Here is a 12457-nt window from a genome sequence, read left to right as displayed (position 1 = left end):
AGTCAGAAGGAGACGGACCAGTGGCCGACAACGCGCGGGCTAAGAAGCTGGCGGACCTCATCCAGGAGGTGGTCGCCGGGAAACTGCAGCGCGGCATCAAGGACCCGCGCCTGGGGACCCATGTGACGATCACGGACGTCCGGGTCACCGGTGACCTGCGGGAGGCCACGGTCTTCTACACGGTCTACGGCGACGACGAGGAGCGGGCCAGCGCCGCGGCCGGCCTGCAGAGCGCCAAGGGCATCCTGCGCTCGGCGGTCGGCTCGGCGGCGGGGACGAAGTTCACCCCGACGCTCACCTTCGTGGCCGACGCCCTCCCGGAGAACGCCCGGGCCATCGAGGACCTGCTCGACCGGGCGCGGGCCTCGGACGCCAAGGTGCGCGAGGCGTCCTCGGGCGCCACGTACGCCGGTGAGGCGGACCCGTACCGCAAGCCGGAGGACGAGGACACCGCCTCCGAATGACCACGCAGAACAACAGGACGCCGGATGGCCTTGTCATTGTCGACAAGCCGTCCGGCTTCACTTCGCACGACGTCGTCGCCAAGATGCGCGGTATCGCCCGTACCCGCCGCGTCGGCCACGCCGGGACCCTGGACCCGATGGCGACGGGCGTGCTCGTGCTCGGCGTCGAGAAGGCCACCAAGCTCCTCGGCCACCTCGCGCTGACCGAGAAGGAATACCTGGGCACGATCCGGCTCGGCCAGAACACCGTCACGGACGACGCGGAGGGCGAGATCACCTCGTCCGCCGACGCCTCCGGGGTGACGCGCGAGGCGATCGACGCGGGGGTCTCCGCCCTGACCGGCGCCATCATGCAGGTGCCGTCCAAGGTCAGCGCCATCAAGATCGACGGCAAGCGGTCCTACGCGCGGGTGCGCGGCGGCGAGGAGTTCGAGATCCCGGCCCGGCCGGTGACCGTCTCGTCCTTCCACGTCTACGACGTCCGCGAGGCCGTCGCCGAGGACGGTACGCCGGTGCTCGACCTGGTCGTCTCGGTGGTCTGCTCCTCGGGGACGTACATCCGGGCCATCGCCCGTGACCTGGGCGCCGGGCTCGGCGTGGGCGGCCATCTGACCGCCCTGCGCCGCACCCGCGTCGGCCCGTACGGGCTGGACGCGGCGCGCACCCTGGACCAGCACCAGGAGGAGCTGACCGTGATGCCGGTGGCCGAGGCCGCCGCGTCGGCGTTCCCCCGCTGGGACGTGGACGAGAAGCGGGCGAAGCTGCTGCTGAACGGCGTACGCCTGGACATGCCCGCCCACCCGCCGGGACCGGTCGCCGTCTTCGGGCCCGACGGGCAGTTCCTGGTGCTGGTCGAGGAGCAGAAGGGCAAGGCCAAGAGCCTCGCCGTCTTCGGCTGACCCGGGGCCCGCGCTCACGCGGACCCTCATCGTGGAGCGGGCGGCGCCCCCTGCGCCCGCTCCACGATCCCCCACCCATTCCTGTCCAGCGAACGCCCCGGATTCACCCCAACGGGCAGGCGCTCGGAGTGAATCAGGGGGGTGACGGGGGCGCTTTCGCCCGGAGTGGTCCGCGCGGGGATCTTCGGCGACTTACCGTCGGATCATGGGATGCGGGGACCGGGCGACGCTGGTACGACTGTGCGATCCGGCCGGCCGGCCGCGAGGGACCGGCTTCGTCGCCGACGACCGGGGCACGGTCGTCACCAGCCACGAGGCGGTCGACGGCCTTCCGCACCTCCTGCTGCACGGCACGGACGGCCGCAGCCACCGCGTCGAGGCCGCCGACATCACCGCCGTCCCCGAATGGGACCTCGCCCTCCTGCCCACCGGCGGTCCCGACGCCCTCGGCGTACGGCCGCTGCCCATGTGCGTCCGCGAGCGCATCGATCCCGGTACGTATGTGACGGTCGCCGCACACGGCCTGCGCGAGGCGCGCGTCCTGGGCCGCACCCCCGTCACGTACACCAGCCGCGGCCGCACCCACCGGATCGACAAGGCCCTGGAACTGGCCCTCGGCACGGACGGCAGCGACGCGCTCAGGCTGGGCGGCGCGGCGGTCGGCGGCCCCGTGCTCGACCCGGACAGCGGCGCCGTCATCGCCGTCATCGGGCTCGCCCTGCGCGCCTCCCACGCCACCGCCGGCTGCGCCGCCCCCTTGGCCGGGGCGCCCGCCGACGGGCCCCTGGGCGAGCTGCTGCGGCGCAACGCCGCGACCGTCCCCGGCTACGGCCCCGATCTCAACCTCGCCGGTGCCCTCCAGCTCACCGCCATGTCCGTCGGCTCGGCGGGCGGCCCGGACGAGCGCCACGAGCCGGTGGAGCGCCCCGACGTCCGGACCGAGGCCGAGGCGTTCGCGGCGGCCGGGCCGGACGCACCCGCCGTGGTCCTCGCCCTCGTGGGCGAGCCGGGCACCGGCCGCACCACCGAACTCGCCGCCGTCGCCGCGCGCCGGGCGACCGGCCCGGTGCCGGCGCCCACGCTGTGGCTGCGCGGCGCCGACCTCCTCGCGGACGACACCTCCGTCGCCGACGCCGTCGCGCGCACGCTCCAGCAGGCCGGGCGCATCGTCGGCGCCGCCGGGGCCCCGGGCGACATGGCGAGCGCCACACCCGAGCGGGTCGCCCGGCTGGCCGCGGCCTCCGGCGTGCCGCTGCTGGTCCTGCTGGACGCCCCGGAGGAGATGCCGCCCGTCCTGGCGCACCGGCTCGCCGACTGGACCACCGGCACCGTCGGCTGGCTCCGCGAGAACGGCGCCCGGCTCGTCGTCGGCTGCCGCCCCGAGCACTGGGAGACGGCCGGCGGGCTCTGCCCGCCCGAGGCCCTGCACCGGCCCGGCAGGCCCGCCCGCCGACTGCCCCCGGCCGTCCGCGTCACCGACTTCACGGCAGGCCAGGCCGAACGCGCCAGGGAAGGGCTCGGCCTCCCGCCCGACGCCCTCGCCGTCGGCCACGACCGCCATCCGCTGACCCTCCGGCTGCTGGCCGAGGTACGCGAGGCCCTGCCGCCGGACACCCCCGGGCGCCCCGGCACGGAGGAGGTCTTCGCCGCCCACCTCGACCTGATGTGCCTGCGCATCGCCGTCCGCATCGCCGCCGGGAGCCGCCCCGGGCCCACGGCGGTGCGGCGGCTGGCGGCCCGGGTGGCCGGACAGGTCCACGAGGCGGCCCGCCGCTGCCTCGGCCCCGGCCAGGGCGAGCTGGACCGGGCCGCCTTCGAGGAGCTGTTCCCCTGGCGCACGGGGTGGGCCCCGGCGGTCCTCACCGAAGGGCTCCTCGTCCCGGCCGGCGCCGGCTACCGCTTCGCCCACGAAGAGGTGGGGGACTGGATCCAGAGCACGCACCTCGATCTGGACGCGGCCCTGCGGGCGCTGGTGCACCGGTGGCACGCGGAATCGGCGGACGACGACGGCCGGGTGCCGCGCCCCCGCCGGGGCGGACCGGCCGGGGACCCGATGCCGGCCGGGGGCCCGCTCGGGACCGGACCGCGCAGCCTGCCCGTGCCCCGGCACCGGATCGGCCCGGTGCTCCAGGCCCTCCTGCTGCTGGCCCGCCGCCACGGCACGGCCGCCCTGGCCCACCGCCTCGCGGACCTCATCGAGGCGCTGGACCGGCTGCCGGAGGGGGCGCCCGACGGCGACCGGACCCGGCCCCTCTCCGACCCCCGTTGGTGGGCCGCCCGGCTGCTCGGCGAGACCTTGCTCCGGGTGCCCGACGCGCGGCCGTATCTCGGGGTGCTGCGGCTGCTCGCCGGGCGCGTCGTGCGGGGTTCCGCCGAGGCGGGCGGGGGAGGGGCGCGCGGGGCGTACGCCGAATACGGGCCCTGGTTCTGGCGGGAGTTGCGGCTGCCCGAGGCGGACCGGATGGACCTCTTCCGCCGCCTCGTCCCGGCGGACGGGCCGCCGGGCGAGGGGGGCGGGCCGCCGGGCGAGGGGGACGGCGACGCCCGGTTCCTCGACGCCGTGGCCCGGCGGCTCGCCGCCCGTCCGCGTACGGTGCAGCCCCTCCTGTGCGCCTGGTTCACGGACGAGCGTCCCTTGACGGCGGCCGGGGCCGGGGCGGAGCGGCCCACCGTCGCCGCCGCCGCGCAGGCGCTGCTGTACGCCCGCCGGGACCTCGCCGTCGACGACCTGGCCGACGCGCTCGTCTCCGCCGGGCACCCCCGGGCCGAGGAACTGCTCGCCGCGCTCGCCGAGGACGAGCCCGCCGCGCTCTGCCGGGCTGTCGAGCGCTGGGCCGGGGACGAGGACCGGCGGCCCCGTCGCGTCGCCGCCGTCTCGTACGCGACCCTCCTCGCCCCCCGCCTGACCCTGGACGAGGACCGCGACCGGGTGCGCCGGGCCGCGCTCGCCGTGCTGGCCCGCCCGGCCGACGGCGAGCTGCACGGACCGGTTCTCGCCCTGCTCGTCGCGGACCCCCGCACCCGGGCCCGCTACCTCCCGCAGGCCGTCCGGGCCTTCGTCGCCGAGGGCCCGCAGGAGGTGCGCGTGCCCGCCGCCGCGCTCGCCGCCGCCCTGCCCACGCACGCGGACATCGTGGTGACCGCCTACCGGGACCGGCTGGCGCGGCCGGACCAGGGCGCGGGCGAGGTGCTGCGGGCCCTGGCCGGGATCGACGCCCCGGAACTCGCGCTGCACGCCGCCGGACTCGTACGCGCCTACGCCGAGGGCCACCCGGAGGACACCGCGCACACCGCCGCCTACCTCGACCGCCGCCTGGAGCACGGGCCCGCCGCGCGCGCCCTGCTGCTGCCGCTGCTCACCGGGCTGCTCCGGGACCGCCCGGCGGCGGCGCCGGTCCGGGGATCGCTCGCCGCGGTGCTCGCCTCGCCCGGCAGCCCCGCCTCGCAGCCCACCCGCGACGAGCTGCTGGAGGTGCTGCTCGACGCCGAGCAGCGCGGCGGGGCCCCGGACCCCGTGGTCCTGGAGGCCCTGCTGCGGGCCGCCGCGGCCGGCTGCGCCGGGCGGTCACCGGTGCGCACCCGGGCGCTGGTGCACCGGACCGGGATGCTCCTCGTGCGTACCCCGGAAGGAGCCGCCCTGTTCGACCGGCGGCTCGTGGCGCTGGTCCGCGAAGTGCCCGGGTTCGGCGCGCTGGTCGCCGGCTGGCTGGCCGAGGCGCCGCAGGAGTGGGCGGCCGTCGTGGGGCCCAGCGCACGGCGCACGGTGGAGGCGCTGGAGGCTCCTATGACCATGCCGATGCGGGCCGCAGGGCGTGCGCATGGCAGTCTTAGACCTGCGTAATCGAGATATCCACGTACACAGGTTCGGGCGAGGAGCGGTCAGAGTGCAGCGCTGGCGAGGCTTGGAGGACATCCCCCAGGACTGGGGGCGCAGCGTCGTCACCATCGGCTCGTACGACGGGGTGCACCGCGGACACCAGCTGATCATCGGCCGCGCAGTCGAGCGGGCCCGCGAGCTGGGCGTGCCGTCGGTCGTCGTCACCTTCGACCCGCACCCCAGCGAGGTCGTCCGGCCCGGCAGCCACCCCCCGCTGCTCGCCCCGCACCACCGGCGCGCCGAGCTGATGGCGGAGCTGGGCGTGGACGCGATGCTGATCCTGCCGTTCACCACGGAGTTCTCGCGGCTCGCCCCGGCGGACTTCATCGCGAAGGTGCTCGTGGACAAGCTGCACGCCCGGCTGGTCATCGAGGGCCCCAACTTCCGTTTCGGCCACAAGGCCGCGGGGAACGTCGAGCTGCTGGCCGAGCTGGGCGCCGAGCACGACTACCGCGTCGAGGTCGTCGACCTGCGGGTGAGCGGCGCGGCGGGCGGCGGCGAGCCGTTCTCCTCCACGCTGACCCGGCGCCTGGTCGCCGAGGGCGATGTGGCCGGGGCCGCCGAGATCCTGGGCCGCCCGCACCGCGTCGAGGGCGTCGTCGTCCGGGGCGCGCAGCGCGGCCGCGAGCTCGGTTTCCCCACCGCGAACGTCGAAACCCTCCCGCACACCGCGATCCCCGCCGACGGGGTCTACGCCGGCTGGCTGCACGCGAACGGCGAGGCGATGCCCGCCGCGATCTCGGTCGGCACCAACCCGCAGTTCGACGGCACCGAGCGCACGGTGGAGGCGTACGCGATCGACCGCGTCGGCCTCGACCTGTACGGCCTGCACATGGCCGTGGACTTCCTGGCGTACGTACGCGGGATGCTGAAGTTCGACACGATCGACGACCTGCTGGTGGCGATGGCCGCCGACGTGAAGCGGTGCAGCGAGCTGGTCGCCGCCGCCGAGGCCGGCCAGGACTGATCGCGCGGGGTTTCCCGGCCGGACCGGCCGGGAAACCCGTACCGCCTGTCAGGCGGTCGGCGCGGCGACCTTCGCCGTGGCCCAGTGGCACGCCACCTGCGTCTCCCCGCCGCCCGACAGGACCGGCAGGTCCTGCGTACGGCAGGCGTCCGCGACGCCCGCCCGCTCCGCCTCGCCCGAGGCCAGCACCTGGCAGCGGGCGTGGAAGCGGCAGCCGGACGGCACCCGGGACGGGTCCGGCGGCTCGCCCGTCAGCACCACCGGATCGCCCGGCGCCTCCGGCAGCACCGACAGCAGCGCCTGGGTGTACGGATGGCGCGGGGCCGTCAGGATCTGCTCGACGGCGCCCGTCTCCACGATGCGGCCCAGGTACATCACCGCGACCCGGTCCGCGATGTTCCACGCCAGCCCGAGGTCATGCGTCACGACCAGCGCGGAGAGCCCCAGCTCCTCGCGCAGCCGCAGCAGCAGCGCCAGGATCTCGCCGCGCACCGAGGCGTCCAGCGAGGCCACCGGCTCGTCCGCCACGATCAGCTCCGGCTCCAGGACCAGCGCCCCCGCGATCACGACGCGCTGGCGCTGACCGCCCGACAGCTCGTGCGGATAGCGCAGGAAGAACCGCTCCGGCGGACGCAGCCCGGCCCGCGACAGCGCGTCGTGCACCGCCTGCCGCTCGTCGCCCGCGTAGCCGTGGATGCGCAGCCCCTCCGCCACCGCGTCGTACACCGTGTGGCGCGGGTTCAACGAGCCGCTGGGGTCCTGGAGGACCAGCTGGGCGCGCTTGCGGTACGCCTTGAGCGACCGGCTCCCGTAGTCCAGCGGCTTCCCGTCGAACGTGACCTGACCGGCCGTCGGCGGGACCAGCCCCAGCAGGGAGCGGGCCAGCGTCGTCTTGCCGCACCCCGACTCGCCGACCAGGGCGACGATCTCGCCGGGCCGGATGTCCAGGTCGACCCCGTCCACCGCACGCGCGGGTTCGGCGCCGTGGCGGCCGGGGAAGGTGATCCGGAGCCCCTGCGCGCTCAGCAGGTCCACGGGGGTCGTCGTCATGATGTGCTCCTCGCTTCCTCGGCGCCCGGCAGGACCGGCGCCGCCGCCGCCCCCTCCGGACCCACCAGCACGCACGCGGCCTGCCGCCCCGGCCCCGCGTCCCGCAGCTCCTGGTCCTGCGTGGCGCAGGAGTCCAGGGCCAGGGCGCAGCGCGGGTGGAAGGTGCAGCCGGCCGGCAGCGCCGACGGGTCGGGCGGGTCGCCGGGCAGGCCCTGCGGCGCGAAGCGGGACGAGAGGTCCCCGATGCGCGGGAAGGCGCCCGACAGGGCCCTGCTGTACGGGTGGTGCGCGCCCTCGTAGACCTCGGAGGCGGGGCCCTCCTCCACGACCCGGCCCGCGTACATCACGGCGAGCCGGTCGCAGGTGTCGGACAGCACCGCGAGGTCGTGGCTGATCATGATCAGGCCGAGGTCCTGTTCGGAGACCAGCTGTTCAATCAGGCGCAGGATCTGGGCCTGGATCATCACGTCCAGGGCCGTCGTCGGCTCGTCCGCGATGATCAGGCCCGGGTCGCAGGCGAGCGCCATCGCGATCATCACGCGCTGCCGCTGCCCGCCGGACAGCTCGTGCGGATAGGCGTCCGTCCGGGCCGCGGGCAGGCCGACCTGTTCCAGCAGCTCACCGGCGCGCTTGCGGGCCGCCGCCGGGGTGACCTTCTTGTGCAGCAGGATCGGCTCGGCGATCTGGTCCCCGATGCGGTGCACGGCGTTCAGCGAGTGCATGGCGCCCTGGAAGACGATCGAGGCGCCCGCCCAGCGGACGGCCCTGACCTGGCCCCACTTCATCGCGAGGACGTCCTCGCCGTTCAGCAGGATCTCGCCGGTCACCTTCGTGCCCGCGGGCAGCAGCCGCAGCAGGGCCAGCGCCAGCGTGGACTTGCCGCAGCCGGACTCCCCGGCGATGCCCAGCTTGCGCCCGGCCTCCACCTGGAGATTCACGCCGCGGACGGCCTGCGCCCCGCCGGCGTACGTCACCGTCAGGTCGCGTACCTCCAGAAGAGGCGTCTTGCGGATGCTCGTCGTGCTCAACGGGCCACCCCCAGCTTGGGATTGAGGACGGACTCGATCGCGCGGCCGCACAGCGTGAACGCCAGGGCCACCAGGGCGATGGCGATGCCGGGCGGTGCCAGGTACCACCAGTCGCCGGCGCTCACGGCCCCTGCGGCGCGCGCGTCCTGGAGCATGCTGCCCCACGAGGTGATGGTCGGGTCGCCGAGGCCGAGGAAGGCCAGCGTGGCCTCGCTCAGGATCGCGCTGGAGATGGCCAGCGTGGTCTGGGCGAGCACCAGCGGCATCACGTTCGGCAGGACGTGCCGCAGCATGATGTGGCCGTGGCCGCCGCCGAGCGCACGGGCGCGCTCGATGTACGGGCGGGACTCCACGGCGAGGGTCTGCGCGCGTACCAGGCGTGCGGTGGTCGGCCAGGTCGTGACGCCGATCGCGATGATGATGGTCCACAGGGAGCGGTCCATCACGGAGGCGAGGGCGACGGCGAGGACCAGCGTCGGCATCACCAGGAACCAGTCGGTCACCCGCATCAGCACCGTCGAGTACCAGCCGCGGAAGTGGCCCGCGACGATCCCCACGATCGTGCCGATGGCGACGCACAGGAACGCCGCGAGCAGCCCCACGGTCAGGGAGACGCGCGCGCCCCACACCAGGAGGGCGAGCACGCTGCGCCCGAACTGGTCGGTACCGAGCGGGAACTCACCGCTCGGCGATTCGAGCGCGCCGCCGGACGCCTCGGTGACGCTCTGCGAGTCGGCGCCGACGAGCTGCGGCGCGGCGAGGGCGATCAGCGCGATCAGGATCAGACCGGCCAGGCCCCACATCCCGCCCTTGTGGCGGCGGTACTCCCGCCAGAAGCGGGCCGCGGACTGGCGTTTACGGGCCCGGGCCAGGGAGCGGGCGCTCCGGACGGGCTCGGGCGGGGCCGGCGCCGGGGTCGGCGTCGGCATGGAATCGGTCGTGGTCATCGGCCCACCCGGGGATCGAGCAGCGGATACAGCACATCGGCAAGGGTGTTCGCCAGGATCACCGCGGTGGCGAAGACGAAGAACAGGCCCTGGACGAGTGGCAGGTCGGGGGTGCTGAGGCCCTGGTAGAAGAGGGAGCCGAGGCCCGGCCAGGAGAACACGGTCTCCACCAGGATCTGCCCGGCGACCACATGCCCCAGGTTGACGAACATCAGCGTGAAGGTGGGAAGCATCGCGTTGGGCACGGCGTGCTTGCGGCGCACGACGTCGTCCCGCAGCCCCTTGGCGCGGGCCGTCGTGAGGTAGTCGCTGCCCATCTCGTCCAGCAGCGAGGACCGCATGACCAGAAGCGTCTGCGCGTACCCGACCGCCACCAGCGTGATCACCGGAAGCACCATGTGGTGCGCCACGTCGATGACGTAATCGAAGCCGCCCGTATCGCCCGACGACATCCCGCCCGTCGGGAACATGCCCGGGATCGGGCCGATGCCCACCGAGAAGACGATGATCAGAAGCAGCCCGAGCCAGAACGACGGCACCGAGTACAGCGTGAGGGCGAGCGCGGTGTTGAACCGGTCGCCGGCCGAGCCGTTGCGCCAGGCGGTGCGGGTGCCGAGCCAGAGGCCGATGAGGCTGTAGAGGATGTAGGCGGTGCCGGTGAGCAGCAGCGTCGCCGGCAGCTTCTCGACGATCTTGTCCATGACCGGCGCGTGGTACGCGAACGAGACACCGAAGTCGCCGGTGAGGGCGTCCCCGATGTAGCTGGTGAACTGCTGCCACATCGGCTGGTCGAGCCCGAGTTGGTGGCGCAGCGATTCCAGCTGTTCGGCCGATACGGGCCGGCCGCCCGTCATCTGCTTGACCGGGTCGCTCGGAATGAGCCGGAAGAGGAAGAAGCTGGTGACCAGAACCGCGAACAGCGAGACGACGGCGCCCGCGATCTTGGCGGCCACATATTTCAGATAGGCCGTGGTGTTGCGCGCCCGTGGACCGCGTGCGGCCGAGGGACCGGCCGGAGGGCCGTCCGTGGCCGCGTCCGCCTGTTGCACGAGCGCCGGAGTGCTGTCAGCTGTCATGGGGAACTCTCGTTACTCGTGTCGTTCCTGGAAAGAACCGGCCGGCGCGGGCCTGGTACCGCACCCGCGCCGGCCGGTTCCTCGCATCCCGTTCGAGAACCTACTCGCGATCGTCCGCGGTGGTGCGGCGGCGCCGCGAGATCAGGAAGCCGCCACCTGCGAGGACCACCACTGCCACCACGATTCCGATGATCACACCGGTGGAGGAGCCGGAGCTGTCGCCTTGCGAGCCGCCGTTGCCGCTCGCCGGCACGGCCGACCACCAGCTCCAGTAGCCGTCCTGGCCGTAGATGTTGCCGGCCGCCTCGGGCATGGTCGTGATCGACTTGATCTGGTCCGTGCGGTACGCCTCGACCGCGTTCGGGTACGCCATCACGTTCATGTAGCCGGAGTCGTACAGCCACGACTGCATCTGCCCGACCAGGTCGGCGCGCTTCGCGGGGTCGTACTCGGCGAGCTGCTTCTTGTACAGCTCGTCGTACTTCTTGTCGCAGATGAAGTTGTCCGTGGTCGCGCTGGCCTTGGCCTTCGTCGGCAGGGCCGCGCAGGTGTGGATGCCGAGCACGAAGTCCGGGTCCGGGTTGACCGACCAGCCGTCGAAGGCGAGGTCGTACTCACCGGCGTACCAGGGCACGGAGACGTCGTCCAGGCAGTCGACCTTCAGCCCGATGCCGAGCTTGCCCCACCACTCCTTCAGGTACTTGCCGACCGCCTTGTCGTTCGGGTCGGTGGCGTGGCACAGGATGCGCAGGTCGAGCGGCTTGCCGTCCTTGCCGACGCGCTGGTCGCCCTTGAGCTTGTACCCCGCCTCGTCCAGCAGCTTCGCCGCCTTGTCGGGGTCGTAGTCCAGCGCCTGGCCGGCGGAGGGTTCCCAGGCGTACGCCGAGAAGCGCGGCGGGATGTAGCCCTTGCCCTCGACGGCGTGGCCCTGGAAGACCTTGTCGATGATCGTCTCGCGGTCGATCGACAGGAACAGCGCCTGGCGCACCTTCTGGTCCAGCAGCGCCTTGTTGCCGTTGCCGAACTTCTTGCCGTCCTTGGTCTGCGCCCCGGGGTTGGTGGCCAGCGCGTAGAAGCGGCGGCCGGGGCCCTCGTTGACCTTGATGTTCTTGTCGCCCTTGAGCGAGTTCGCCTGAGCGGGCGTCAGCGCGGGCGAACCGGCGACGAAGGAGACCTCACCCTTGCGCAGGGCGGCGACGGCGGCGTCCTGGTCCTTGTACGTCTTGAAGACCAGCTCGTCGAACTTCGGCTTCCCGCGCCAGAAGTCCGGGTTGGCCTTGAGCTTCACGTACTGGTCGACCTTGTAGTCCGTCAGGATGAACGGACCGTTGCCGACGACGGGGAACTTCGTGTCGTTGTTGAACTTCGAGAAGTCCCCGACCTTCTCCCAGACGTGCTTCGGCACTATCGGCACGTCGAGCGCGGCCATGGTGGCCTGCGGCTCCTTGAGCTCGATCACCAGCTTGGTGGGGCTCGGGGCCGTGACCTTCTTGAAGTTGGTGACGAAGCTGCCGTTGGCCTGCGCCGCGGCCTCGTCGTCCATCATCTTGTTGAACGTCCAGGCGGCGTCCTCGGCGGTCGCCTGCTGCCCGTCCGACCACTTCGAATCGCTCCGAATGGTGTACGTCCACGTCAGCTTGTCGGCGGAGGGCTCCCACTTGGTCGCCAGGCCGGGGATGGCGTGGTTGTCCTTGGCGTCGTAGTTCGTCAGGAAGTCGTACATGAGCCGCGAGACGCTGGTGCTCAGCAGCTTCTGCGCGAGGAACGGGCTCAGGGAATCGACGCTCTGCGCGACCGCGACGGTCAGGGTCTTGTTGCCGCTGTCGGCGGCCTGCGCCTGCTGGGGCGCGGCCCCGAGGGGCATTCCCGGCACGACGGACCCGGCCGCGAGAGCGAGGGCGGCGGCACCGGAGGCCAGCAGCACACGCAGACGTGAGCGTGGCGGGGCGGAGGAGGACGGAACTCTTACGACCATGGTCTGGGACCTCGTGTCATGACTCGCACGGGAAAGGCGTGTTGAACTTCGGTTCGCCGGCTGGTGTTGCGAAGGTTTATCAGCGGTGGTCGAGCCACGTCAACGGTCATCGAAACGGCGTGTGGTCTGCGGATATGCCAAAAGGGTCCGCATCGCGGAGGCGATACGGACCCT

At 73.3% G+C, this 12457-nt stretch carries 9 protein-coding genes; 4 read left to right on the top strand and 5 right to left on the bottom strand.

Annotated elements, in window-relative coordinates; genetic code table 11:
* Positions 1 to 20: 20 nt before the first annotated feature.
* The 4 genes from rbfA to NEH16_RS08190 all read left to right on the top strand — a co-directional run bounded on the left by rbfA (position 21) and on the right by NEH16_RS08190 (position 6207).
* Entirely contained in the window at positions 21 to 464 is a 444-nt protein-coding gene (rbfA, locus tag NEH16_RS08205; RefSeq protein ID WP_073963651.1) for a 30S ribosome-binding factor RbfA, read from the top strand.
* Positions 461 to 1363, top strand: coding sequence for a tRNA pseudouridine(55) synthase TruB (gene truB / locus NEH16_RS08200; RefSeq protein WP_265540591.1), 903 nt, complete (start codon positions 461 to 463; stop codon positions 1361 to 1363). Before rbfA ends, truB begins: the two co-directional genes overlap by 4 nt.
* A gap of 205 nt (positions 1364 to 1568) precedes the next feature.
* Entirely contained in the window at positions 1569 to 5204 is a 3636-nt protein-coding gene (locus NEH16_RS08195) for a S1 family peptidase (protein ID WP_265540589.1), read from the top strand.
* 43 nt (positions 5205 to 5247) lie between these two features.
* Entirely contained in the window at positions 5248 to 6207 is a 960-nt protein-coding gene (locus NEH16_RS08190; protein WP_265540587.1) for a bifunctional riboflavin kinase/FAD synthetase, read from the top strand.
* Between the two features lie 48 nt (positions 6208 to 6255).
* Here NEH16_RS08190 and NEH16_RS08185 read toward each other — a convergent pair whose 3' ends face one another.
* The 5 genes from NEH16_RS08185 to NEH16_RS08165 all read right to left on the bottom strand — a co-directional run bounded on the left by NEH16_RS08185 (position 6256) and on the right by NEH16_RS08165 (position 12283).
* On the bottom strand, positions 6256 to 7257 hold the full coding sequence (locus NEH16_RS08185) for an oligopeptide/dipeptide ABC transporter ATP-binding protein (RefSeq protein WP_073963647.1): 1002 nt from the start codon (positions 7255 to 7257) through the stop codon (positions 6256 to 6258).
* A complete protein-coding gene (locus tag NEH16_RS08180; protein WP_265540585.1) occupies positions 7254 to 8285 on the bottom strand; it encodes an ABC transporter ATP-binding protein in 1032 nt (343 codons plus the stop codon). The genes NEH16_RS08185 and NEH16_RS08180 overlap by 4 nt, the downstream gene beginning before the upstream one ends.
* Positions 8282 to 9232, bottom strand: coding sequence for an ABC transporter permease (locus NEH16_RS08175; protein WP_073963645.1), 951 nt, complete (start codon positions 9230 to 9232; stop codon positions 8282 to 8284). The genes NEH16_RS08180 and NEH16_RS08175 overlap by 4 nt, the downstream gene beginning before the upstream one ends.
* Positions 9229 to 10308, bottom strand: a complete 1080-nt coding sequence (locus tag NEH16_RS08170) for an ABC transporter permease (RefSeq protein ID WP_265540583.1) — start codon at positions 10306 to 10308, stop codon at positions 9229 to 9231. Before NEH16_RS08170 ends, NEH16_RS08175 begins: the two co-directional genes overlap by 4 nt.
* Before the next feature lie 100 nt (positions 10309 to 10408).
* Complete coding sequence (locus tag NEH16_RS08165) at positions 10409 to 12283, bottom strand: ABC transporter substrate-binding protein (protein ID WP_265540581.1); 1875 nt, start codon at positions 12281 to 12283, stop codon at positions 10409 to 10411.
* Positions 12284 to 12457: the final 174 nt, after the last annotated feature.

The sequence above is a fragment of the Streptomyces drozdowiczii genome, assembly GCF_026167665.1.
Lineage (GTDB): Bacteria > Actinomycetota > Actinomycetes > Streptomycetales > Streptomycetaceae > Streptomyces > Streptomyces drozdowiczii_A.
This window is presented reverse-complemented; position numbering and strand designations above follow the sequence as displayed.